The organism is Micromonospora rubida (assembly GCF_009908295.1).
Lineage (GTDB): Bacteria > Actinomycetota > Actinomycetes > Mycobacteriales > Micromonosporaceae > Micromonospora > Micromonospora rubida.
In genome coordinates this window covers 1-25,022 of record NZ_JAAALO010000019.1, presented here as the reverse complement: position 1 = coordinate 25,022, position 25,022 = coordinate 1, and the positions used below count along the sequence as shown (strand labels likewise).

Here is a 25,022-nt window from a genome sequence, read left to right as displayed (position 1 = left end):
CTCCCGGTAGTCCCGGTGCTCCCGGTAGTCCCGGTGCTCCCGGTAGTCCCGGTGCTCCCGGTAGTCCCGGTGCTCCCGGTAGTCCCGGTGCTCCCGGTAGTCCCGGTGCTCCCGGTAGTCCCGGTGCTCCCGGTAGTCCCGGTGCTCCCGGTGCTCCCGGTGCTCCCGGTAGTCCCGGTGCTCCCGGTGCTCCCGGTGCTCCCGGTAGTCCCGGTGCTCCCGGTGCTCCCGGTGCTCCCGGTGCCCCCGGTAGTCCCGGTGGGCCAGGCGGTCGGGATGACGGCGCCGAAATGTTGCCGGTAACCGGTAGCGGTCTGGTACCGGCCCTGACGGGCACGGGAAGTGTCATTGTCGCCTTGGGCGGGTTCATGCTCTTCCTCTCCAGGCGTCGTCGAACACACTAGTCCTGATCGGAGGCCCGGCCGGTGACCTGCCGGCCGGGCCCCTCCAGCTCGGCGAGGCCGACGTGGCGTGGCTGGCCCCGCCGATCGGGCCATGGCCGTGGCGGCTCTGTTGCATTGGGCGGAAGCATGATCGACTCCAGCTTGCCCGGTGTTGTCTGCTTGGCCGGTGAGGTCGCTGTCTCGTCTCCGGTCCTGGTCTCCGCCCGCGTCCGCGTTCGCGGGGTTCCGCTTCCCGTCCGAGGTGATCGTCCTGGCGGTCCGCTGGTACCTGCGGTTCAACCTCTCGACCATGACGACCGCACAGCTACCGATCACCAGCCTGAGCGAGGCAAACGGCGCACCCAACTCAGGCCCCGTCCAGCCGGTCCGTCCGGCCCGTCTGCGGTTGGTCAACCCGGCCACGCCGACCAGCACGGTGACGCTGCCCGGAGGGCCGCAGTCACCGTGCAGAACCTCTCCGTCGACCTGCCTGCCACCGCCAAACCCGGTGGCGGCCTCGCCACCACCCTGACCGTCCCGCTTCCCTGCGGCCAACTCTCTCCGGGCGAGTCCGTCAACATCGCCCTGACCGTCGCAGTGGACGTCGGAGGAACATTCTGGTTCGGATGCAACGTCGATGCCCCCGGCAGCAGCTCCGCTTCCGCGAGCAGCCGCGCCGCCCGCCCCGCGCCCCGATACGCCCGCACGACGCGCCCGATGACAATCACCGGAGGACTCGCGATGCCAGAAGCGAAGGGCCAAGCGTGATGCCGGTCAGGGGGCCCTCAACCATGCTGCGTCCGACCTCGCTCGACCTCGCCTCCGGCACGGTGCTGGGTGTCGGCCCACCGGTGTCACTGATCCTCCCGCCCTGCCTGCCGACTCCGCTCGTCGCGTTGGAACAGGCAGTGCTCCCCGCCCTGTGTCGACCACCATGCGTGGTCAGCTTCTCCGGCGGACTCGACTCGTCCGTCGTACTCGCCATCGCTGTCAACGTGGCCCGAGCCCATGGGCTGCCGGACCCTGTTCCGGTCACCTGGCGATTCACCGGGGCACCGCGGGCTGACGAGTCCTCCTGGCAGGAACGTGTGATAAGTGCCTTGGCTGTGGGCCGGTCCTGGCAGATCCTCCGGGCCGACGACGACCTGGATCTCATCGGTCCGGTGGCCCGGCGGCTCCTGAACCGCCACGGAGTGCTGCACCCGGTGAATCTGCACCTGCACCTGCCGATCGTGGAACTAGCCGCCGGTGGATCACTCCTCACCGGCCTGGGCGGTGACCAGATCCTGGCCGGGTGGCGCCGCCCCGCCCCCGCATCGTGGCGGGCTCGGCTCGCCGGGACCAGGCAACGCGCCCTGATCGCGCTGAGACGGCCGCAGCGTCCCACGGAGATGTTCCCATGGCTCCGGCCGGAGGCGGCCCGGAAGGTCCACCGCGCATACCGGGCGGAGCAGGAGCACGAACCCAGGCGGCTCGGCCCCCGGATCGACTGGCACACCCGACGCCGAGACCTGTCGATGACCTGCTCAGCATTCGAGCAGGTCGCCGATGATCAAGACGTGAAGCTCGTCCAACCTCTACTCGACGACACCTTCCTTGCGGCATTGACCCGGTTGGCCGGTAACCGTCGACACACCACCCGAGAATCCCTGATCGCCGAGATCACCGCTGGATCGCTGCCCACCGAAGCCACCGCGCCGCGCCGCAAAGCCCGGTTCCTCGAAGTCTTCCTGCGGGCCCCTACCCGCGAGTTCGTCCAACACTGGGACGGCACAGGGGTAGACCCGACACTGGTGGACGTATCCGCGCTGCGCACGATCTGGGCCCGATGGCCGATCCCCGGCGGTACCGCCAATCTGGTGCAGCAGGCTTCCTTGGCGTCTCATCCGGAATTGACGGACCGCCAGCATCCCTGAACGAGAACCGTGCAGAGAGAGGCCAGCATGAGTAGACGGTGCCGGGTAAGCACTGGCCGAACCATGCTGGCGCTGGGGAAGTGATCGCTACCAGTGGGCCAGTAGTCGGAGTTGGGCCCGGACCAACAGCCGTTCCCTCTGTAGTAGGGCAGGGCAGGTCGTCGCCTGCGTCGCCGGCCAGCCCGCAGGGGGCTGACCGGGCGCTTGAACAAGGGCTCTCGAGTGGATCGGGCGGGTCTGCCTTGGTCGACCGGATCTTGGCGGGCGTCCGCCGGCTTTGGACCGGAACTGGTGCGCGTCAACCACCTCCCGGATGGCACTTGGCGCAGCAGCAGCCCCGCCCTGCTGCGGGAATCCCGACGCCGGCACGATCTCTTCCCCTTTACCGTCCGGTACGTCGAACCGGCCGTAGAAGTCATCAAGCGTGCTCTCGGTCACCGTCAACGCATTGGCGTCCTCCTCCTCGTTGCGGGCCGCCAGCCGGCGAAGCAACTCCTCTCGGGGGGCGGGGCGTATACCAGCCGCCACCGGCCGTCGGCCGTCTCCACCAGCGTCTTCCACGCCTCCCGATCCGCCCGAAGCCACAACCCGTGATCGAGCACCACGTCACGCCCCACGGACACCAACCCCACCAGCCGATCCCGCGCCTCGGCCACGACCGGTGCTCTCCCGCTCGAAGTACTCGTACTCCGGGTAGTCGACCCCATGTCGGCCATGCCGGGCGAAGACATCCTCGTCGACTGACAGCCGCACCGCCCCCGCCGGCTCCAGCACCCGCTTCGCGTACGTGGTCTGGCCCGAACCGGTAAACCCCACCAGGAAGAACACCACCGGCACCCGCTTACCCATAGGGGGGCACCCTTGACGGCATCAACCGGGAGATGCGGGCTATCACCGGCCGCGCGGCTTTCTCCATTGTGGCCGCGCTGCCGACCCTGTGCCGCGGGATGGGTGCCAGTACACGTGCGAGAAGGCACCAACCAGTGGGCGTCTCTTCGCCTTCGGATGCTATAAGGCAATCCGAAGGGCGCATCTTTCTGGGCAGGTCCGTCATCAGCCGCTCTGGCTCGCATAGGGTAATCGCGTCGGAAATCAGGATCGGGGGTCGGGTTATGAAAAGTTATTCAGATTGGAAGGATGGCGGCGTGGGCATGAGTGGAAGTGCTGAGGGTGTGCGCGGCCGAGCCGGCGGTATCGAGGTCGACGGTTCTTGGCGTCCCTACCAGCCTCCCACGGTTGAGCGGCTCGGCACATTGGCCGAGCTGACACGGGGTGGGATTGTTGGGCCAGACGATGGGCTGGGGGGCGCTGGGGGTGACGGTTCACTGTGAGGGTAGTGGCCCGATCGGAGGAGTGGCCTGCGGGTGGTGGTTTCGCCAGGTGGACCTTCCCTGCCCTGCTGGGTGCGGCATCTTGAGTTGCGAGTCCCTTCCGCTTTGGGGTTCCTCTCTTTCTTGACGCTTCTGTGAATCCTCTTCGCAGGGGTGCCTGGCTCCCGTTTTTCGTCAGTGAGTGTTCGGGTTCTGGTTGCTCTTTCCGAGCCGCTCGCTGCGGCATATAGTCGGCTTCAGGCAATCGGGGGAGAGTCTTCAGTAGTGAATAAAACTCACCGCGCCCGTCTTGAATGGGCGGTGAGGTGATCGAGGTCGTCGTGGGTTCCGCAGGGTTCTTGGCAGGGCCCCGGACGAAGGTGAGAACCGTGATGCCATTCCTTCACCGCCCTCGGGCGCTGACCGCCGTCGCGGCGGCGGCAGTGCTCGTCGCTGGAGTCCTGACCGTCGGGTCGGCGCCGGCGCTGGCCGTCGGGTCGGCGTTGTTCAACCAGCCGTTCCACAACAACACCGCCAACGGTATCGGTCCGGTGGTGCTGCCCGGCGTGCCTGCGGGACAGGGGAGTAACACCGCCTGCCTGACCGCCGCCGGTAACTCGACGTCCGGCCCGCTGCTGAGCTGCCCGGCGTCGACCGATCCGCAGGGGTCGGGGAAGCTCCGGCTGACCGACGCCACCACCAACCAGCTTGGTGGGGTGTTCTCGGCGGCAAGTGTGCCCACCTCGCAGGGTCTCGACATCACCTTCAACTCCTACCAGTACGGCGGGAGCACTCCTGGGGCGGACGGGCTGGCCTTCGTCCTGGCCGCAGTCGATCCAGTGAATCCGCTCTCCCCTGCGGTGACCGGCAACCGCGGGGGATCACTCGGGTACTCCGCCGCGTTCAACGGCGGCAGCGCCGGGCTGTCGAATGGCTACCTCGGCATCGGCATCGACGTCTTCGGCAACTACAGCAGCAGCACCTACCAGGGGTCGGGCTGCACCAATCCGCCCTACATCGCCACCACGGGACGGGTTCCGGGCCAGGTCGTCGTTCGGGGGCCGGGTCGCAACGGGGTCGGCTACTGCGCGATCAACAGCACCGCGACGACCACCTCGTCGCCCGCCCTCGCTCTGCGCGCGGCGACCCGCCCCGCGTCGGTGGTGCCCGTCGAGGTCGTCATTAACAGCACGGGCGCGGCCTTCACCACCGCCTCCGGCATCACCGTGCCCGCCGGCGAGTACCGTGTCCGTTTCACGCCGGTGGGTGGGGCGGCGATCACCCTCCAGGGCCTTCTGCCGACCGTCTCCGCGTCGTTCTATCCCTCGCCGAACTGGGTCAACGCAAGCGGGATACCCAAGCAGTTGGCCTTCGGTTGGGTCGGCTCGACCGGCTCGGTCACCGACTTCCACGAGGTGGACAACAGCGCCGCGGTCACCTTCAACCCGGTTCCCGACCTGAACGTCTCGCAGACGAGCTACAACCTGTCGACGCTGAACCCCGGTGACCCGGTCACCTACGCGGTCACCGCGGGGGTCGACGCGGGTGTGGCTGAGACGGCTCCGATCTCGGTCACCCAGACGTTGCCTGCCGGGGTGGTGCCGGTGGGGGCGTTCGGTTCCGGCTGGATCTGCGGCACGGCGGTGGGGCAGTCCATCACCTGCTTGAACAGCAACGGGCCGTTCGCCGGGGGCACGTCGCTGCCACCGGTCACGGTGGTGGCGATCGTGACCGGCAGTGGCGTGACTCCCGCGTTGATCCAGACCGCGACGACGGTGACCTCGTCGTCCAGCAATGCCAACCCGGGCTTTGCGTCGTCCACCACACCGATCACCCCGCCGACGGCGCCCAGCGGCATCACCGTGACCCCCGCGCTGAGTTCGATCGCCGGTGGCATCGCGGTGACCGTCGGCGGCGGCAACATTTCGGGGGCCACGGCGATCGAGATCGGTACGACCGCAGAACAGCAGGCCGGCACGCCGGTGGTCCTGCTGCCCTGCCCGTCCGGTCCCGCACCGGGCTGCTTCACCGTCAACGGCGATGGCACCCTCGCCATCTCCTCGATGCCGTCGCGGGCGTCGGCGGCCACCGTCGCCGTCACCGTCGTCACCCGCGGGGTGGCGGCTTCGGCGTCGTACGTGTATGCCGCCGCACCTGCCGCACCTGCCGCGCCCACCGCCACCGCGGGGATCACCAGCGCCACCGTCTCCTGGACCGCCCCGGCGAACAACGGCAGCCCGATCACCGGCTACGTGGTCACCCCCATCCGCAACGGGGTGGCCCAGCCGACCCAGTCGTTCGACACCACCACGACCAGCCGCACTCTGACCGGACTGACGGCAGGCGCGTCGTACACCTTCCAGGTGGCGGCGGTCAACGCCTTCGGGACCGGCGCGAACAGCCCGGCCTCGGCGGCAGTCGTCCCCTACGCCGTGCCCGCAGCCCCGACCATCACAGCGGTCAGCGCGGCCAGCAACTCCGCGACCCTGAGTTGGACCGCGCCGGCCAGCAACGGCTCTACCATCACCAGCTACGTCGTGACCCCGTACATCGGTGGGGTCGCCCAAGCCGCGCAGACCTTCCCCAGCACGCCCACGACCCGGACAGTCACCGGGTTGACCGCCGGTGCCACGTACACCTTTCGGGTGGCAGCGACCAACGCCGCCGGCACCGGTCCGGCCTCCGCCGCCTCGTCGGCCGTCACCATCAACGCCTCGCCCAGCCTGAACTTCCCGGCCCCGCCGGCGGGGGAGGTCGGCGTCGTCTACTCCGACCAGTTGACGGTCACCGGCGGCACCGGCCCGTTCACCTGGTCGGTCAGCACCGGATCACTGCCTCCCGGGCTCACCCTGAACCCGACCACCGGCCTGCTCTCCGGAACGCCGACCCAGGCCGGGAGCTTCCCGTTCACCGTGCAGGTGACCGACGCCAGTACGCTGACCGCCAGCAAAGCGGTGACCCTGGTCATCGCGGCGGCGCCCACCCTGAACTTCCCGCCCCCACCGCCGGGCGACGTCAACGTCGTCTACTCCGACCAACTGACGGTCATCGGCGGCACCGGCCCGTTCACCTGGTCGGTCAGCACCGGATCACTGCCACCCGGGCTCACCCTGAACCCGGGCACCGGCCTGCTCTCCGGCATCCCCAGCACCGCAGGCAGCTTCGACTTCACCGTGCAGGTCACCGACTCCCTCGGGCGCACCACCACCGAACCGGTCACCCTGCTGATCCGCCAGGCCAGCACCATCGGACTGACCTCGTCAACGACAGCCACCACCTTCGGCACCACAGTGACCTTCACCGCCACCCCAGGACCGGTACCGGTCACCGGGTCGGTCACCTTCAGCTCCACGTCCCCCCTCGGGGCCGTCACCCTGGGCACCGTGCCGCTGACCAGTAACACCGCGACCCTGAGCATCGCGCTGCCGGCATTCAACACGAACACCGTCACGGCCACCTACACCGGCGACACCACCCACGGCGCGGCCACGTCCGCCCCAGTCGCCGTACAGGTCTCCGCCACGGTCGGCGAGCTGATCATCAACCAGCTCCGGTTCTCCGGCCCCGCCGGCGGCAGCGACCAGTACGTCCAGCTCTACAACACCGGCCCCGCCCTTCCCCTCGCCGGTTTCACCATCGCCGCTGCCTCCGGCACCTCACTCACGCTCCCGCCGACCGCACCCACCCTGCCCACCGGGCACTCCTACCTCGCGGCAGCAGCCGGCTACTCACTCAACACCGTGACCGTGCCAAACATCACCACCACCAGCCTGGGCACCGGCGGACTCAAGATCGTCGCGCCCGACGCCGCCGCCACCGCCACCGACGCCGTCGGCTCCAGCGGCACCGGCTACTACAGCGGTACGCCGCTGCCAACCCTCACCGGCACCCCCACCAACCAATACGCGTTCACCCGACTCAACGTCGCCGGCCGGCCGCAGAACACCCAGAACAACAACACCGACTTCAAGCTGGTCTCTACCACCGGCGGCCTCGTCGGAGGCAGCCAGTCGACCCTCGGCACCCCCTCACCGCAGGGCACCGCCTCGCCGTACCAACAGAACGGCACCCTCCAATCCACCCTGTTGGCCCCTGCCACCGCTGCGGCGGCGGCACCCAACCAGGTGTACGTCCCCGGCGTCGGCGCCGCGCCGGGAACTCTCACCGTCCGACGGGTGATCACCAACCGTTCACTGACCACGACCATCACCACCGCACAGGTCAGAATCACCAGCCTCAGCGAGGCCAACGGCGCTCCCAAACCCGGAGTTCCGGTCCAACCAGCCCGTCCAGCCCACCTGCGAATCATCAACCCGCCCACGCCGACCAGCAGCGTAACCCCGCCCAACGGGACACCCGTCACCGTGCAGAACCTATCGGTGAACTCGCCGGCCACCGCCACCCCCGGCGGCGGCCTGGCCACCACCCTCACCATTCCGCTACCCGGCGGCGACCTGGCACCAGGCGAATCCGTCAACATCGCTCTGACCCTCGCCGTCGACACCCCCGGAACCTTCTGGTTCGGCTACAACGTCGACGCATTCAGCACCAGCACCACCGCCAACCGGAAACGCACCACCCAACTCGCCCCGAAACACCCGCACATGGCACGGCCAGCCATGATCGTCGGACAACTCGGCCGCCACTGACGCCCGGTATCAGAACGGGCGACCGGAGAATCGGCTACGCGAAGGTGGGGGTGCCGAGTCCGTGCTTGGGTTCGATGCTCAGCGTGGTCGGGTCGAACCCGCGTCCCCTGCGCCCGGACGGCAGGATCGTCACGGTCATCAGCCGGTCGATGACCACCCACTTGTCCGCCAGGGGGGCCCGAACTCGTCGACGCATAGGACCCGTTGAACGCGTGGATCACGTCGCGTACGTAGTCCTCGCTGGTCTTGAGCAGGTGGGCGATGTCCGGGGCGGCTGGCCCTGGGCGGACATCAGGACCACGATCGCCCTGCGTAGCTTCACTGGGTCCTTCGCGGTCCGACCGATGCGCTGCAACCGCTGGCCCTCGGCCATCGACACCTGCCGGACGAACACCTCCGGGCGTCTGCCCACCGGCCACCACCTCCCAAGGTCGAACCGTTGGGAGACAGCCTGCCTGACACGTCACCAGAACCGACGGATTGCACGATCAACGTTCAAAGACGAGGCACTAGCCAGTCCTGCGGTGTCGGTCGGCGCAGGATCTCCACCATCGCCTTCCGCTGCGCGTCGGTCTCTTCGTCGAGCCAGGCGTGGGCGTGGAAGCCGGAGCTGGGCGCGGTGACCCCGATCACCAGGGTGCGGGCGACCCGCTGGCTGCCGTACCAGCGTTGCAGGACCAGCGCCCGCTGCAGGCAGTTCGCCCCCGTCCGGTGCAGCACGCCGAGCACGACGTGCCGGTGGGCGCCCGAGCCCGGTGGTGGGGCCGGGAGCCGGACGGACGCCAGGTCGTGCCGGGCGACTTGGATCCTTGCCTGCCGCACGGCCCGCGCCGTCCAGACGGCGGTATGCAGCGCGGGCAGTCCACCGCGACGGGCCAGCCGGAGCACCGCCGGCAGGCCGCCGCGCCAGGCCGGCCCGGCGGGTCCCCGTCCCGGCGGGCGCGGTCGGTCGCCCACCGCCAACTGTCGGACGGCCCGGGCCGCCACCCGCAGTTCCGCCAGCGCCGCCGGGAGTCCCCCGAGGTTGCGGAGCAGCCGCCCCAGGTGGGCAAGGAACAGTCCTGCCGGACCGCACCGGGCCAGCGTGCTGGAGTGCCGCATCGCGGCGGGCGACGGGAAGAGCCGAGGAACCAGGTGCCATAGCCGGTCGCGGGCGGTGGGCAGCTCGGCTAGCTGGGCGAGGGTCAACGCGACCGGCGAGCCCCGGTGCGCCCTGATCCACCGCGCCGGTGTGGTTCGCCGGGGCAGGCTCAGCGTCGTCGCCAGCGCCGCGCCGGCCGGCGTCAGTCGCAGTCCGAGGGCGAACAGCGGGACCGCGCCCGTCCGCGCGGCGAGGTCGGCCGCTGCCCGCCAGGTGTCCGGGTGAATGACCTCCAGCGCCCGTTCCAGGTCGATGAGCGGCCGGCCGGAGCGGCCCGGTGCGGCGGCGTGCAACGCGGCCAGCAGGGCGGTGCCGACCTCGTCGGGGACGGCGACGCTGCCGCCGGCCAGCGGGATCCGTACCGCCGCGCGGGACAATGCGGTCCAGAGGGCCTCGGGGTCCGCCACCCCGTGGAAGCCGCGGTGCAGGTCGACGGTGAGCGGCACCGGGCCGGGGACCCGCCACGGCCGCTCGTACCAGTGCGACCGGCGGTCGGGTTGTTCCTCCGGCAGCGCACTACGGCAGCCCAGGTCGGCCAGCACCTGTTGGGCGGCGGCGAAGCTGGCGGGAGCCACCAGCAGATCGATGTCCGAATAGATCCGCTGTCGTTCCAGACCGAGCTGGCGGGCGAGCCCGGCGCCCTTGAGCAGGACGACGTCCACCCCATGGTCGGCCAGTGCCCGGGTGACGACGGCTGCGGTCGCGTCGAGCGCCAGGCAGCGGATCGCCGCTGGTACGGCCGTCACCGCAGCGCCTCCGCGACGCGGCCGGGGGCGAGGGTGTCCTCGATGAGCCGACGGGTGCCGTCCCGCGCCGGCCAGTCACGGGGTCTGTGGAGATCCCAGGCCGGCGGGGTCGCCGGGGCGGAGGGCAGGTGGCCGAAGGACCGCAGCGCGGCGAGTCGGGACAGCAGGGCCGGGCCGGGTACCCGGTCCAGCGCGACGCTCTGCCCCCAGCCGAGAAAGAGCCACCCGCCCGACGGGTTGCGCGCCGGGGTCGGCGGCAACCCGCCGCGTAGCCGGTCGGCGACCTGGCGGACCAGCGCGGCCGGGTGTCCGGGCCGGGTGTCGTCCGCTGCCGGAGGTTCCGCGGCCTCGTCCAGTTCGTGTACGCACAGCCCGTGGACGGACCACCCGGTTATCCGCATGTCCTGATCAACCTTCCTGTCCTCGTCCGGCCTCCACCACGCCGGACGGCGGATGGCATCGTGTTGACCGCCACCCGCGCCGCCGGTCTTGGCGTCGGCGCAGAATGCCGCTGATCATCACTCTCAACGAGCGGGACTCGGCCAGGCGTCGGGCGTCGCGCCCCCGATGCTTCGCCGCCTTGCTGTCATTCGCGGCCTTGGCCGCGCGAGGGGCGCCGCCACCGAGCGCGTCCTGCTGGCGCTGACCCCGTTGGCGTCGGTCACCCCCCAGGAGCAGACGGCGTCGTCGCTCACGCAATCCCCCGGGGTGGATTTAAGGGCCACACCCTATTGGCCCAGTAGTGCAACCGTCGGTCCTTCGGTGGCCCGTGTTCCGATTTGCTTTGCGCCGCGCGACCACTGCGCTACTCTACGGCATGGCGCTCTTATCGGGCATTGGAGGAGAAAATGGATTCAATTCGCGTTAGCTCGGAAAATGACAAGAAGGTGGGCCACGTCCGCGACTACCAAGCCCCCAGGGTGGAGCGACTCGGCACCCTCGCTGAGCTCACCCGAGGCGGCACCGGACCCATCGGTGACGGCCAGGGCGGCACCGGCGACTCCCTCTGAGCCGCCCGATGCTCTGCCTCCGTGGCGCGGCTCGCTGGTTCGGTCGACACCGGGTCTTTTCCGGACTCGATTTCGACGTTCCGACGGGAACGCGACTGCTTGTCACAGGCGGCAACGGCTCCGGCAAGACGACCCTGCTGCGTTGTCTCGCCGGCACCCTGTCGCTCACCTCCGGCGCTGCCCTGGTCGACGGTCACCCGGCCGGTTCGCCTGCCGCGCGCCGCGCTCTGGGGGTCTGCCTCAACCCGGAACAAGGCCTCTACGGCAGCCTCTCCGGCCGGGACAACCTGCTGCTGGCGGCGCGCCTTCGGCTACCCGCTGCCGCCGCCCGTCGGATGGTCGCCCGGGTCGAGGACGAGTTCGAGATCGGCCCCTTCGCCCGGGTACCGGTGCAACGCTGCTCAGCCGGCATGCGAGCCCGGGTGACGATCGCCCGTAGTCTGCTGGCCGATCCGGCGGCGCTGGTGCTCGACGAGCCCGGTCGTTCCCTCGACGAGCGGGCTCGGAACCTGCTCTGGGCCGCGCTGGACCGTCGTCCGCAACTGGCCTGCGTGGTGGTGTCCCACCAGTCGGAGGACCAAAGCCGTTGTGGACGCACGCTGACCTTCCCGGTGCGCCGGTGAGTCGCCCGACGGCCGGGCAACTCACCGGGCGTGCCGTCGAAGCACCGCCGACCGCAGCGAGCCTGCCGGACCGTGCGAGCGCGGGATCGGTGCTTCTCGCCCTGGTCGGCCGCAACCTCGCCGAACGGGGCCGGCTGGTGCCACCGCTGCTGCTGGACCTGGCCTTCGGCATCGTGAACCTGGTGGTCTTCCTACTCATCTCCCGGGTGCTCCGCGTGCCGGAAGGGAACGCCCTCGGGCACTCGGCGACCTATTTCGACTTCGTCGCGGTGGGCCTCACCTTCATGCTCGTCGTCCAAGCGGCCACCAGCCAGGTCACCTCCCGGGTTGCCCAGGAGCAGCGGGACGGCACCCTGGAGATGCTGGTCGCCCAACCCGTGCCCCGGTGGGTCCTCGCCGTCGGACTGGCTGCCCACCCGTTCGCCTTTGCGCTGCTCCGCGCCACGATCTACCTCGCCGTCCTCGGCCTGCTGTTCGGGCTGGACGTCGGTCGGGCGAGCTGGGTCGGCACCATCCTCGTCCTGGCGTCGGCTGTCGGGGTGATGCTGGCGGTGGGCATCGCCCTGATGGCGTTCACCGTCGCGTTCGGTCGCGGTGACCTCGTCGCCCGCCTGACGATGGTGGTGATCGCGTTCGTTTCCGGCACCTACTTTCCGGTGGCCGCCCTCCCGGTGCTGCCGCCGTGGCTGACCGCCGTGCTGCCCACCCGGATCGCGCTCGACGGGTTCCGGCATGCGCTCGCCGGGCAGTCGTGGGGCACCGACCTGGCCGTCCTGCTCGGCTGCGCCGTGATCCTGCTACCGATCTCCGTCGGGCTGTTCGGCGGGGCGCTGCGCCGCGCCTGCCGCCAGGGCACCCTGAACCGGGACTGAGGTGACCGTGCGCTGGCCCACCCCATACGACCTGGCGACCGGCCTCGTCACCGGCGTGGCACCGCCCGACGTCGCCGAGGGGGGACCGCTGTGTGTCGTGCCCACCCCGCTTTCCCCGCTGGCCGCGCTGGAGGCCGCGGTGCTCCCGGCGCTGCGGCGGCCACCGTGCTTGGTCAGCTTCTCCGGCGGGCTCGACTCGTCGGTGGTGCTCGCCGTCGCCGTCCGGGTCGCCCGTCAGGAGGGGCTGCCCGACCCGGTCCCGGTGACCTGGCGGTTCACCGGGGCGCCCCGCGCGTACGAGTCGCCGTGGCAGGACGAGATCATCCGGGTGCTGGACGTCGGTCGGGACTGGCAGATCCGCACCGCAGACGACGATCTCGATCTGGTCGGGCCGGTCGCCCGGCGGTTCCTGCACCGCTTCGGCGTGCTACACCCGTTGAACCTGCACCTGCACCTGCCGATCGTGGAGCTGGCGGCGGGTGGATCGCTGCTCACCGGCGTCGGCGGGGACCAGATCCTCGCCGGTTGGCGCCGCCCTGCCCCGGCCTCGTTGCTGGAGGTGGCCGGCCGGCTCCGCGCCGCGGTACGCCGTCGCAGGCCGGCCACCGAGGTGTTCCCGTGGCTGCGGCCCGCGGCGGCGCGGCACGTCCGCCGGGCCTTCCGCGCCGAGGAACGGGCCGAACCGGAACGGCTGGACGAGCGGGTCGCCTGGCACCTGCGCCGCCGCGACCTGCGGACGTCGGTCGCCTGCTTCACCCGGGTCGCCGACGCCCACGACGTACGGCTGGTACAGCCCCTGCTCGACTCGGTGTTCGCCGGCGCGCTCGTAGGGTGGGCGGGGCACCGGCACCGACCGACCCGCGCCGAACTGCTCGCCGGGATCGCCGCCGGGGAGCTTCCCGCGCCAGTGACCGCTCCCAGGCGCAAGGCACACTTCCTGGCCGTGTTCCTCCGCCGGCCCACCCGCGAGTTCGTCCGGCACTGGGACGGCCACGGCATCGACGAGGACGTGGTCGACGCGGCCGCCCTGCGGGAGGTCTGGTCGCGTTGGCCGATCCCGGAGTGCACGGCCGGCCTCGTCCAGCATCTCTGGTTGAGGCAGAACCCGCCGGCGTCGTCCCCATGGCCGACGCCCCGCATGGAGGTGTCACCGTGAACACTGCACAGCCCACCGTCTACCGCATCGCCGAGCAGCGCGCCGCCTGGCGGCAGGCCGGCGAGGACATCGTCGTGCTGGACACCCGGCAGTCCGTCTACTTCGGGCTGGACCCGGTCGGTGCGTCGCTGTGGCACCGGCTGGTGGACGGCGCCACCGCCGCAGAGTTGACCGAGGCGCTGGCGTCGACGGCCGATGCCGAGTGGGACCGCGTCGCCGACGACGTGACGCGCTTTTTGGCCGACCTCGACCGTTACGGTCTGGTCGAACGGTCCTGAACGGTCGCCGGCAGTCAGCCGGCGGACGGTTCCCGACGTAGCAACTCGGTCATCTCCGCGCCGTACGGATCGGGGTCACCGTCCAGCCACGCGTGCGCGTGGAACCCGGTGCGTACCAGTGCGACCAGTCGTCGTCGCGGGCCCCGGCGTCTCCGGCCGGTAGCCCTGGTCGAGGAACACCTCCTGGGCCGCGTCGAACGTCCGCAGGGCGACGAGCAAGTCGACGTCGGTGTACCTGCGGGACCGTACGGCGCCCAGCCCGCGCTCTTGATCAGGATGCCCCCGTGCCCAGGACGGGTGTGGGTCGCCGTCGCAGTCTCGTCCAGGGCAAGGCAGTACAAGAGCGTGTTCGGTCGGGTGAATGCGCTCATCGCCGCACCACCTCGCCTGCGGAGGCGGGTGTCGCTTCGACCAGCGCACAGACCTGGTCGAGGCTGCCCCAGTCGCGGGGACGGGTGAGGTCCCACGCGGGCAGAGCGGCCAGGGCGAGCAGGACGGCCGGGTCGGTCGGCAACTGGTGCCAGGAGCGCCTGGCTGCCAGCCGGGCCAGCAGTGCGGTGGCCGGCACGGGGGTCGCCTCGACCGCGTCGCCCCAGTGGAGGAAGAACCAGCCGCCCAGGGGCGTCCGGTGCCCGATGGGCGGCAGGTGTACGCGGGTGCGGGTGCGGGCCCGCGCCGGGCCACTGGGCAGGAGGACTCCGGGCACCGGCTCCCGCAGGTCGATGCAGCGGGGCCCGGCGAAGACGTCGGTGCCGTCCAGGACCAGGACGTCGTCGGCGACCACCGGTACGCCCCGGGCGGCCAGCGCCGCGAGCAGACTGCTCTTGCCGGCGGTGCGTGGCCCGGTGACCGCCCACGCACGACCGTCCCGGACGAATCCGCCGGCGTGGAAGGTCTCCCGACCCGCCCAGCGGTTGAAGGTGGTCGCCACCGGGGCCAGGTACGGGTGGGCGAGCAGGTCGGGGGTTAGGGGTGGGCCGTGGAAGACGGCGGTGCGTCGTTCCCGGTCGACGGCGAGGTGCCGCCCGTCGGCGAGCAGTCGCACGCCGTGCCTGTGGTCGAGCGGGTGGGGTACGGGCCGTGGTGAGTCGGTGTCCTGGTGGACCTCCACCTCGGGCAACGGGTCGGTCCCGGCCGGCATCAGCTCGGTGACGCCGGCCAGGCCGTGGACCCGCAGTCCGTAGGCGAAGCGCGCGGATGGCCGCATTCTGCGTTCTCCCAAAGCGTGCTGGGGTGTGTCGGTGGATCAACGACGGGCAGGGGTGCGGGTGGCGCTCCGCGGAGCGCCACCCGCACCGGTGGACGTCGGTCAGCGCAGCGTGCCGGTGACCAGTTGTCCCTTGCGGAAGTCGCCCGAGTTCGGGCCGGCCTTCTTGAGCTTGCTGCGTGTGTTGGCGGCGGATGCCTTGCTGGCCGCCGCGCTCGGGGTGCCACCGAGGGCGTCGATGTCCCAACCGACCCAGTACCGACCCGGGGTGTCCACGGCGAAGGTGAGCGAGATGTTGATCGCATCCCCGCTGCCGAGGCCGCCCAGACTGAGCGGGATGGTCAGGGTGGTGGACAGGCCGCCCCCGGGTGGGCTGGTCGCCGGGGCGTCCATCCGCAGGTTGTACACCGTCACGGTCTGTCCGGTGCTCAGCGTGACGGCGCTGGTCGTTGTGGTCGGGTTGATCAGTCGCAGGTTGCCGTGCGGTGGCGGCGGTTCCGGGTCACCCGGCTTCGGTGCGCCGTTGGCCTGGCTCAGCGCGGTGATCCGTAGGCGGGCCTGCGTGATCGGTTGGGTGGACCGGTTGGTGAGCGTCCGGCGCAGCACCAGCCGGTTGCCGACCACCTCGCGGTTGGGCGCCGCCGAGGCGGCGACGCCGGGGTCCAGCGGGGTGGTCTGCACGCTGCCGTTCTGCTGGAAGGTGCCGAGGCTGTTCTGCGGCGACGGGCTGCCGAGCATCGAGGGCACCCCGTTGATCGGGCCGAGGATGGTCGACACCAACTTGAGGTCGCGCCTGGTGTCGCCGGTTTCCACCGGCTGTCCGTTGCTGCGCAGCCGCACCCACGCGAAGACGACGAACGGCGGGCCGGCGAAGGCCGGCAGCGGGTTGCCCTCGAAGAAGCCTGGCGACGAGCCGGCCGCGTCGACGACGGTGCCCGGCACGTCGGGTGCGACCATCCGCAGGCCGCCGCCGGGCCCGAGGCTCGACACGACCAGGTCGGGCACGATGTCGGTCAGGGAGTAGCCGGCGGCCGCGACCAGATAGCCGCGACGCGGCGGGACGGGACGCGCGCTCTGCGGGATGGTGATCGTCGGGCCGCCCGCAGTCTCGATCTTGAATCCGGCGATCGGCAGGTTGAGCGCCGTCGTGTTGAGCACGGAGACGAACTGGTCTGCGGCACCGGCGATCCCGGATTGCGCGAACTGGTCGATGAGCACCTGTCCCGGGGCGGCGCGGACGTCGATGGTGACGGTGTCGGAGTTGGCGACCGCCTTGGTGTTTCGGCCGTCGTACTGGACGCGGAAGGTGTTGAGGCCGAACGCCGGCATCTGCGCCTGGAACTCCGCCGCGTTGAACGTCACCGGGAAGGTGCCCAGCGGTTCGTCGGTGCCGTTGGGCAGCAGGTCGATCAGCGTCACCGTGCCCTCGGCCACGCCCGGGCCGACCGCCACGTTGAAGGTCACCGCCGAGCCGAAGGTGGTCTGGGTGGTGTCGGCGGTCAGCGTCACGACACTTTTCGGTTGGATGACGATCCGGAAGTCCTGGGTGTCGCTGAGCCCGAACGCGTCGGTGACCCGGATGGTGAACGGGTAGGCGTTGGCGACCGTCGGCAGGCCGGCGAGCAGCCCGGTGACCGGGTCGAGGGTGACCCCCGGAGGCAGCGAGCCGCCGGCCAACGACCAACTGAACGGCGCGGTCCCGCCGAAGACGAGGAACTGGTCGGAGTAGTACGCGTTGACCTCGCCGAGCGGCGGCGCCGGGTTTCGCAGGTCGGGCGCCTGGTTGACCTGGAGCACGATCCGGCGGGAGCCGTAGTTGCCGAGCGAGTCGACGACCCGGACCACCAGCGGGTACGTGCCGGCGGCGGTCGGCACGCCGGAGAGGGTGCCGTCGTTGGGCCGGATGGTCAAACCCGGTGGGAGGCTGCCGGACTGGACGGACCACACGAACGGCGGCACGCCACGGGTCACGTCCAGGGGGGCGACGTAGGCGACGCCCACCGCGGCCGACGGGGGAGTGGGGAACGCCAGGGTGGGGGACACGTTGGTGGTCACCGCCGGCGACAGCGCCGACGCGGAGCCGATTCCCTCGATGGTCCGGGCGGCAACGGTGAACCGGTAGGTGAGCCCGGAGGTCAGGCCGGTGACGACGCCGGTCGTCGCCGGGCCCAGGGTCTGGCTCGCCTGGGGGACGGCACCGAGGTAGGGGGTGATCACCCAGTTGGTGACCGGCGAGCCGCCGTCGGAGCCGGGGGTCCAGCTCAGCGTGGCGGCCACGCTGTTGGCGTAGACCGCGACGACGGTCGGCGCCGACGGCAGGGCCAGGATGCCGGCCCGCGCGGACCGTGGGCTGGCGGGCCCCACGCCGGCCGCGTTCTTGGCGGCCACCGTGAAGGTGTACGTCCCGTCGGCGCGTAGGCCGCTGACCATCCGGGTGGTCTTCGACGCGTCGAAGACCACCCGCTTCTGGGCCTTGCCGTTGCGGTAGGGCGTCACCACGTATCCGGTGATCCTGCTGCCCCGGTCGGCGGGCGCCTTCCAGGTGACCACCGCGAGGCTGCCCTTGCGGGCGGCCCTGGGTGTCGCCGGTGCGGCCGGCTTCACCGGTTGCGGTGCCGGCTTGGTGGCCCTCGTGGATGCCGTCACCAGTTGCATGTTCGCAAGCGACGGGGGAGCCGTCTTGGTGGCGACCGGATCCCGGGCTGCGGCCGGGGCCACCGCCGCGGCGGACAGCGCCAAGGTGGATGCGACCGCCAGGGCGGCCAGCGCACGGACACGGTGCGGAATTGACATGGGTGCTCCTAGCTCGCACCGACCGTTGAGGCGGCGGTGCTCTTCGTCGACGCGGATGTGGACCGTGGCGCGAGGAGAGTCACCCGACCGGTGGTCACCCCATTGTCCTGCCGGTCGCGTCCCGCACCTGAAGGTGGCGGCCGGACATTCGCCGAAACGCGACACCTGCTCGGAAAACGTCCTTTTTCGCTCATATCTCTATAGCACGTTAGCCGATCATCGGTGCAGATCTGTCACTCGGACGACAGCCTGTTTTCGCAGATGGGAGGGGTTGCCGCCCGCCCCGCGCGGTCAGTTCGGCGGGGTGCGGAGCGCGGGATCTTGGTCATCGGATGGAGTTCGCCCGGTCGCCCGCGAACGCCAGCGACACGCGTACGCAGCGCGGCGGGTAGCGAATCGCCAGCTCCATTCCATGAGGAGGTGGAGTCATGGAACGGCCGAGCAGGCATTCAGGTGATTTCCGGGCCCGGGCGATGCGCCCAGGTCGCCGAAGCGCGCCCGGAGCACGACAGCGAGTGAGCGGCCCAGTCCCTGCCTGGGTACGCAGGAAGGGTTCTCGGTCGCGAGTCGTCCGATCAGATCGGCGAGTTCGCCGTCCACGCGGGGTCACCAGCCGCACGCTTGCAACTGCTTGGCAGCAGCCGGATCAACGCGGCGAAGGCGGCACGGTCGGGCCAGGACAAGGGTGTTTCCGGCGCTGCCGCCGCAGGATCGCCACTTAGTGGGCAGAACGAGTGTTATGTGGCGGTACCAGGCGTCGTACGGGCGGACCTGGTAGTGGTTCAGGTCAGCCTCGTTCTATGGGAGGCCGTCGCGCCCGCCCTGATCGGGCCTGATCTGGGTGATCGGGGTGCTCCGTGCCGGTCGGCCGCAGGGCGGCCGATGTCGGGGCGGGTGGGTGCTCGGACGTCGGGGAGCTGGCCCGGACGGACTGGACTGAGCCGGATTTTCGACTCTACTTCTAAGTCAAGGATGTGGTGCCCCCAAAAGATCGGTACGCGGTCATCCAACGGATGGCCGCTGAGGGGCTTCCTGTCGACGTCTGCTGCCGTGTACTCGAGGTCTCGGCGTCCGGGTACTACGCCTGGCGGAACCGGCCGCTCTCGCAGCGGGCGCTGCGTCACGCGTGGTTGACCGAACAGATCCGCGCGGTGTTTTTGGCATCTCGCGACACGTACGGTTCCCGCCAGGTGCACGCCGAACTGCGGCTGGGCCGCGGCCTCGTCGTGGGCAACCACCCGGTGGAGATGCTGATGCGCCGTGCCGGACGGTGTTCACCCTGACGCCTCCCCGCCGGACATCAGCAGGTAGCCGGCGCGGACGGCCCCACCTCGATCGCCGAACACCGCTCAGAAGGTACTGGCCGCGAGTCCCCACCACTGAGCACCACCATCCGGGGACGCGCGACGTGCTCTTTCGGATACGATGAGCTACATTCTTTCATGCCGATGGATGCTTGAGATTGATCGATGACCGCTACCCGAGCGGACGATGCGTCCGCCTTGATGCCGGACCCGGGTCGGGCTCGCACGCTCGATGAGCTCACTGCGGCGTTGAGGTCCCTGAAGGTCTGGGCCGGGAACCCGTCCTACGAACGGATCACCAGCCGGATCAACAACGCGTGGCGGGCCGCCGGTCGCCCGGCCAGCGAGTTGACCAAGCGGCCCACGGTCGTGGACTGTTTCAAGCCCGGTCGGCGACGGCTGAACACCGACCTCGTCACCGCGGTCGTGCAGGCACTGCATCCGGACGAGGGGTACGTGCACCAGTGGCGCCAGGCGCTACGAGTGGTCGGCGGGGCGGCCCAGGCCGCCATGGTGGTACGGGTCCAGGACCGGCTGCCGCCCGACCTGATCGGGTTCACCGGCCGTGCCACCGAACTCGACCAGCTCCGTCACGCCCTCAGCCACAACCGACACACCAACGGGGCGATGGCGGTCTCGGCGATCGAGGGGATGGCCGGGGTCGGCAAAACCCAGCTTGCCATCCACGCCGGACACCTCCTGATCCGGGAACACCGCTTCGACCGGACACTCTTCGTCAACTTGCGCGGATTTCACCCCGACCCCGCCCGACCTCCCGCGGACCCGGCTGCCGTCCTGGACGGCTTCCTGCGCCTGCTCGGCGTACCGGCCCACCAGATCCCCCACGATCTCCACGCCCGCACGGCGGTCTACCGCGACCAGCTCACCGGCACCCGTACCCTGATCGTGCTGGACAACGCCGCCGACGTCGACCAGGTCCGGCCGCTCCTCCCCGAGGTTCCCGGCTGTTTCACCCTTATCACCAGCCGGCGAATCCTGTCCGACCTGTGCCCAGCCACGCACCTGGTGGTCGACGTGTTCGCCGCGCACGAGGCCGTCGACTATCTTGCCCAGGTCGTCAGCCATGTCCCCACAGGCGACGATCCCGCCGCGGCGGCGCGCATCGCACGGCGCTGCGGCTATCTCCCGCTGGCCCTCGACCTGACCACCGGACACATGCGGGCCACATCCGGCTGGACGCTCACCGACCACGCCGACCGGCTCGACGAACGCCACCACCAGCGACGCCTGGAAACCGGCGTCGAACTCGCCCTCGACCTCTCCTACCATCACCTGCCCGCCGACCAGCGCCGGCTGCTGCGGCTGCTGGCGCTGCACCCCGGTCAGGACAGCGACGCCTACGCCGCCGCCGCCCTGACCGACGCCGACCTGGACACCACCCGCGCCCACCTGGACCACCTGTGCCGCGACCACCTCCTCCAGCAGTCCGCCTCGGGCCGGTACACGTTGCACGACCTCGTCCGGGCATTCGCCATCACCCGCGCACACGACGAGGTCCGCCCCGCCGACCGCCGGGAAGCTCTGACCCGCCTGTTCGATCACTATCTCGCCACGGCCGCCGCCGCGATGAACGCCCTCCACCCCGCCCAGGCGCATCTTCGCCCCCACATTCCCCCGACCGGCACACCCGCCCCCGAGCTGGCCGACCCGGACAGCGCTCTCGCCTGGCTCGACATCGAACGGCCTACCCTGGTCACCGTCGCGGCCCACACCGCCAGCCACGGCTGGCCCACCCACACGACCCGCCTCTCCCGCATCCTGTACCGCTACTTCGCCGGCGGCCATGGCAGCGATGCCGTCACCATCCACAGTCACGCCCACGACGCGGCCAGGCACACCGGCGATGTCACCGAGCAAGCCCACGCCCTGACCGACCTCGGTGCGGCCCACCTCTGGGTCGGCCGGTACGAGTCTGCCGTCGAACACTTCACGGCGGCCCTGCACCTGTTCAGCCAGACCGGGCACGGGTTCGGGCAGGCCCGGACGCAGACCAACCTCGGCGTCGCCGAACAGCGGCTGGGCCACTACCGCAAAGCCGCCGCCCACTTCGCGCAGGCCCGAACCGCGCACCTGCGGGCCGGGGACCAGATTGGTCAAGCCCGCGCGTTGAGCAACCTCGGCGACGTCGAACAGCGGCTGGGCCATTACCGCAGGGCCGCCACGCACCTCCGACAGGCGCTCACCCTGTACCGACAGAGCGGAGACCAGGCCGGCGAGGCGGTGTCGCTGGCAAACCTCGCGGAGGTCGACACACGATCGGGCCGGTACGAGGCGGCTGCTGAGAACCTCGCCCAGGCGCTCGTCCTGTTCCGTCAGGCCGGTCATCGCAACGGCGAAGCCTGGACCCTGGACGGGCTGGGCACCCTCCACCGCCACCTCGGACAGCCCGCCGAGGCCGCCCGGCATCACCAGCAGGCCCTTACGATCCTGCAGATGACCGGCGACAAGCACGGCGCGGCATGGGCGCTCAACGGGCTCGGCGAGGCCACGCTCGCCGCCGGCCACGCCACCGACGCGATCACCCATCACACCGCCGCCCACGCCATCGCCGCCGAAATCGGCGCCCGGGACCAGCGGGCCCGCGCCCAGGCCGGGCTTGCCAGTGCACACCGCGCCCTTGACCAGCGCGATCGGGCCCGTGACCACTACCAGCACGCCCTGACCATCTACACCGACCTCGGCACCCCCGAAGCCCGCCAGATCCGCACCTGTCTCGCCGCCCTCGACAACGCAGGCACCCGCACCTGACAGCGAGATCTCCGGGGATGCCCGGGTTGGTGGATCATCCCCGGAGATCGCACGTTCCGTGGAGGCTGGGGTTACCCGCCGGCCCTGCCACATCCCACTGGGGAACACGTCGGTGTCGGGCAGGTCGGATGGCTGTTTCCAGGTACGCAGGCCGGCGGTTGCACGGGGTTGGCGTCGACCTCCGGTCGCTGAAGCCCGACATAGACCGTGGCGGCGGACGCGCCGAGCACGGCGACATCCAGCGCGCACGTGTCCAGCCACTGCGTGGTGACCTGCCTGGTGCGGCAGAGCTCCTGCGCACTCATGCGGGTGTTCGCGTTGAGGTTGCCGGCGTAGAACGGCGCCGTCGGGTCACCCACGGCGACGGTGGTGCAGGGTTGCAGCAGGGTGGCGGAAGGGCTGACCCGCCAACTGCTGCCGAACCTGCCGTAGAGGTCAGCATGGGAGAGCGGAACGCGCAGGACGCTGCCGTCCCTGGCCTCAAGGTAGCGGGGATCGTCATTGGGATTGCCCAGTAGGCCGCGCACCGTCGTTGCCCCGGGCCCGACGCCGACGCCCAGGTCGAGGTACCCGGTGTTGACGGTGGCGCGGACGCTGTTGCCCGAAGGGTCCTTGAAGGTGTACACGTTGTTGACGCGATCGATCGCCACCCCGTTGGGCAGCAGCAGTGACTCGCCGGTCGGCAGGCTGGTGGTGGTGCCGTTCACCACCAGACGCGTCCCGTCGCACAGCGCCAGCCTCGAGTTGCCCATCCTCAGGGCGACCGACCGGTTGACCGAAGTGTTGGGCCAGTTCGGGGCACCGGAAACCTTGCGGGTCTGCACCTCGAACGTGGAACCGGCCTGTGCCTCGACAAAGTCGCCCGTGGCCTGGAAGTCGTAGAACAGACCGCCGAACGTGTACTGGTGGGTGTCGCCGATGATCGCGGCGATGCGGCAGGCCGATGCCGCCGCCGGACCCTGGACCGACTCGTTGATGACGACGGCTGGCGCCGGGCTCGACGGGACCGGCCCGGGAGGTCCGAAGTTGAGGTTGTTCCTCTCACTGCTGAAACCGAAGTTCTGGCAGTCGGGCTTGACCGGGCTGCCGTCCTCGATCGTCGTGCGGACGTTGAAGCTCGCCTCAGGATTGAACCTGGCCGTGGAGCCGCGACCATAGCCGAACACGTTGAACTCGACCTGGGTCCACTCCGACCCGGGCCCCTGGGGTTCCGGTGGTAGAACGTGGAGGAGGCCCACCCCCGTGGACGAGTAGATTCGTCCCAAGCCATCGTTGAAGGTGGCGGTGTCGGTTTCCTGCCCGTCGGCCGTCTTCGTGATCGAGCCGTCCAGTCGCAGGGCCGGCCTCGCTATGCTCTGGATCGGTAGGTAGGGAAGCTCGATCGCTTCGGTCTTCCGCGAGCAGTGGATTTCCCCATCGTCCGGGGCCTCGGTCCACCCTGACGGGCATGGCTGGCCCTGGCTCGGGTCCGGGTTGTAGTGCAGCAGCCAGTATTCGACGTAGAGGCGGCTGGGACTGGGATCCGGATTGGGATTGCCACCCTTGGTGCCGTCGTTGGCGAACACGAACTGCTTCCAGCCTTGGCACATCCCAGCGGTCGGTGAACCGTTGCATTCCTGGACCCTGAGGTGGTTGGTGTTGAGCTGGAACGAGTAGCTGCCCGGCATCGGCGGCCCGCTGGGCGGCTCTCCGGGCAGGGCAGCGGGCGGGACGCTGGTCACGCTCAACAGGTTTTGCTGGTTCACCTTCTCGAAGCTGCCGTACGCGCGAGTGATGGGACCGGCCCCCGTAGGCCTCCCCGTCACGATCCCGATCCCGCCACCCACGTCCCGCCGCGGAGCCTGTTCGAGGTTCGGGGCCATCGGGGCCGACGGCGGGGCCACACACTCGGTCTCCTGCCACACCAGTTCGGGATAGGCCGCGGTGAAGCACCCCTGCGCCGACGGCCGCGGTACCTTCACCATCTTCGAATGCCAGGCCTGAAGATCCCCGTGTGTGGCCGGTGACTTCTCCTCTCCGCTGGCATGTACCCCCATCCCCAGCAGAACCGCCGCGATCGTGATGCCCACCAGCCTGGATTGTGATTGGCGTTCTCGCGGTAGCAACCTCATCATCGTTCCCTCCCACCGCAGGTGGAATCGCCTGGCGCCCGCCCTCAGGACGGGCCTGGCTGATGAGCGTCGCGCGATGCCAGGCGGTGCGGGGGAACCCCATACAAACCCATACCTGCCTACCGGCGGTGGTAGTCCCCGGGCAGGACAGGCCGCCGGGCACCGGTGGGGCGAGGCCGGCGACATCCCGGCCGGCCCGTTGCGGCGCACCGGGACCTTGAACCGGTCAGCCGTCGAGCAAGCTCCACATCGTACGGGTCAGGTCGGGCACGCAGGTGGCTTGGGCCGGCGTGCACGTGGTGCCACGCCGACGGGACCAGGTCCTCGAGCACCCTCGGATAGACCGGGTTCGCGTCGGTGACAACCTCGCCGGGCGTGACCTTCAGCGTGGTCAGCGGCCGGTGGAAGAACCGCCGTCGAACCCCACGAGGCTCGCGCTGCGGCGGACCGCAGCGACGGCGGCGGCCTGTACGAGGTGACCACCGCCGCCACCGCCGACTGGCCGGTGCAGGCGCGGCTGAACGAGATCGCCCGCGAACCTGGCGGCGGCATCAGCATCACCTGCACCCTGATGGGGCTTGACGCCTGATTCTGGACACGGGTTTATGCGGGGGAGTGTGTCGATTTCGGCTCTGGCTCACATTCGGTGGTAGCAGAGAGTAGCGGCCCAGTCGGCCGGACGGGAGCACTGTCTAAACCTGCATTATCGGGGCAAAAGGCGTAGCAGCTCCATGTTGCAGCCTTCACGCGAAAC

19 protein-coding genes are annotated in these 25,022 nt (G+C 70.3%); 12 read left to right on the top strand and 7 right to left on the bottom strand.

From position 1 onward, the window contains the following. From GVV04_RS33735 to GVV04_RS31350, 3 genes are all read left to right on the top strand, one after another. On the top strand, positions 1-303 hold a 303-nt coding region (locus GVV04_RS33735), incomplete at its 5' end, for a hypothetical protein (protein ID WP_235967297.1). A 545-nt stretch (positions 304-848) separates the two neighbouring features. Further along, a complete protein-coding gene (locus GVV04_RS32525) occupies positions 849-1,151 on the top strand; it encodes a hypothetical protein (RefSeq protein ID WP_201754458.1) in 303 nt (100 codons plus the stop codon). Positions 1,152-1,174: 23 nt separating this feature from the next. Then, positions 1,175-2,299: an asparagine synthase-related protein gene (locus GVV04_RS31350; RefSeq protein WP_161692627.1), complete on the top strand. Its 1,125-nt coding sequence runs from the start codon at positions 1,175-1,177 to the stop codon at positions 2,297-2,299. A 606-nt stretch (positions 2,300-2,905) separates the two neighbouring features. Here the strand turns inward: GVV04_RS31350 and GVV04_RS32520 are convergent. Next, positions 2,906-3,148 (bottom strand): ATP-binding protein, encoded by a 243-nt coding sequence (locus GVV04_RS32520; RefSeq protein ID WP_201754455.1) that lies wholly within the window; start codon positions 3,146-3,148, stop codon positions 2,906-2,908. Positions 3,149-3,180: 32 nt separating this feature from the next. Here GVV04_RS32520 and GVV04_RS34910 point away from each other — a divergent pair, with 32 nt between their 5' ends. Both GVV04_RS34910 and GVV04_RS31335 read left to right on the top strand, forming a co-directional pair. Then, positions 3,181-3,630: a lasso RiPP family leader peptide-containing protein gene (locus GVV04_RS34910; protein WP_407938865.1), complete on the top strand. Its 450-nt coding sequence runs from the start codon at positions 3,181-3,183 to the stop codon at positions 3,628-3,630. 371 nt (positions 3,631-4,001) lie between these two features. Continuing rightward, entirely contained in the window at positions 4,002-8,258 is a 4,257-nt protein-coding gene (locus GVV04_RS31335) for a fibronectin type III domain-containing protein (RefSeq protein ID WP_201754454.1), read from the top strand. Positions 8,259-8,292: 34 nt separating this feature from the next. On the opposite strand, the gene GVV04_RS32515 is transcribed toward GVV04_RS31335, so the two are convergent. The 3 genes from GVV04_RS32515 to GVV04_RS31320 form a co-directional block, all read right to left on the bottom strand. After that, positions 8,293-8,454 (bottom strand): hypothetical protein, encoded by a 162-nt coding sequence (locus GVV04_RS32515; RefSeq protein WP_201754453.1) that lies wholly within the window; start codon positions 8,452-8,454, stop codon positions 8,293-8,295. Positions 8,455-8,753: 299 nt separating this feature from the next. Beyond that, complete coding sequence (locus GVV04_RS31325) at positions 8,754-10,145, bottom strand: nucleotidyltransferase family protein (RefSeq protein WP_161692625.1); 1,392 nt, start codon at positions 10,143-10,145, stop codon at positions 8,754-8,756. After that, positions 10,142-10,546: a hypothetical protein gene (locus GVV04_RS31320; protein WP_161692624.1), complete on the bottom strand. Its 405-nt coding sequence runs from the start codon at positions 10,544-10,546 to the stop codon at positions 10,142-10,144. The genes GVV04_RS31325 and GVV04_RS31320 overlap by 4 nt, the downstream gene beginning before the upstream one ends. Positions 10,547-10,993: 447 nt before the next feature. Between GVV04_RS31320 and GVV04_RS34905 the strand changes: the two genes are divergently transcribed. From GVV04_RS34905 to GVV04_RS31295, 5 genes are read left to right on the top strand one after another with little or no spacing between them, the layout of a single operon-like run. Continuing rightward, a complete protein-coding gene (locus GVV04_RS34905; protein WP_407938866.1) occupies positions 10,994-11,155 on the top strand; it encodes a lasso RiPP family leader peptide-containing protein in 162 nt (53 codons plus the stop codon). Between the two features lie 8 nt (positions 11,156-11,163). Continuing rightward, complete coding sequence (locus GVV04_RS31310) at positions 11,164-11,778, top strand: ABC transporter ATP-binding protein (RefSeq protein ID WP_161692622.1); 615 nt, start codon at positions 11,164-11,166, stop codon at positions 11,776-11,778. Further along, the gene (locus tag GVV04_RS31305) at positions 11,775-12,650 is read left to right on the top strand and encodes an ABC transporter permease (RefSeq protein ID WP_161692621.1); all 876 of its coding nucleotides are present in this window, start codon (positions 11,775-11,777) and stop codon (positions 12,648-12,650) included. The genes GVV04_RS31310 and GVV04_RS31305 overlap by 4 nt, the downstream gene beginning before the upstream one ends. A gap of 1 nt (position 12,651) precedes the next feature. Next, the gene (locus GVV04_RS31300) at positions 12,652-13,806 is read left to right on the top strand and encodes an asparagine synthase-related protein (protein ID WP_161692620.1); all 1,155 of its coding nucleotides are present in this window, start codon (positions 12,652-12,654) and stop codon (positions 13,804-13,806) included. Beyond that, positions 13,803-14,084: a PqqD family protein gene (locus tag GVV04_RS31295; RefSeq protein WP_161692619.1), complete on the top strand. Its 282-nt coding sequence runs from the start codon at positions 13,803-13,805 to the stop codon at positions 14,082-14,084. Before GVV04_RS31300 ends, GVV04_RS31295 begins: the two co-directional genes overlap by 4 nt. Positions 14,085-14,451: 367 nt before the next feature. Here GVV04_RS31295 and GVV04_RS31290 read toward each other — a convergent pair whose 3' ends face one another. After that, on the bottom strand, positions 14,452-15,291 hold the full coding sequence (locus GVV04_RS31290) for a hypothetical protein (protein ID WP_161692618.1): 840 nt from the start codon (positions 15,289-15,291) through the stop codon (positions 14,452-14,454). Between the two features lie 102 nt (positions 15,292-15,393). Then, the gene (locus tag GVV04_RS31285; RefSeq protein WP_161692617.1) at positions 15,394-18,084 is read right to left on the bottom strand and encodes a putative Ig domain-containing protein; all 2,691 of its coding nucleotides are present in this window, start codon (positions 18,082-18,084) and stop codon (positions 15,394-15,396) included. Between the two features lie 1,013 nt (positions 18,085-19,097). Here GVV04_RS31285 and GVV04_RS31280 point away from each other — a divergent pair. After that, on the top strand, positions 19,098-19,367 hold the full coding sequence (locus GVV04_RS31280) for an IS3 family transposase (protein WP_161692616.1): 270 nt from the start codon (positions 19,098-19,100) through the stop codon (positions 19,365-19,367). Positions 19,368-19,637: 270 nt separating this feature from the next. Next, on the top strand, positions 19,638-22,157 hold the full coding sequence (locus tag GVV04_RS31275) for a tetratricopeptide repeat protein (protein ID WP_235967291.1): 2,520 nt from the start codon (positions 19,638-19,640) through the stop codon (positions 22,155-22,157). A 71-nt stretch (positions 22,158-22,228) separates the two neighbouring features. Here the strand turns inward: GVV04_RS31275 and GVV04_RS31270 are convergent, their stop codons facing one another. Beyond that, a complete protein-coding gene (locus GVV04_RS31270; protein ID WP_161692614.1) occupies positions 22,229-24,226 on the bottom strand; it encodes a VWD domain-containing protein in 1,998 nt (665 codons plus the stop codon). Positions 24,227-25,022: the final 796 nt, after the last annotated feature.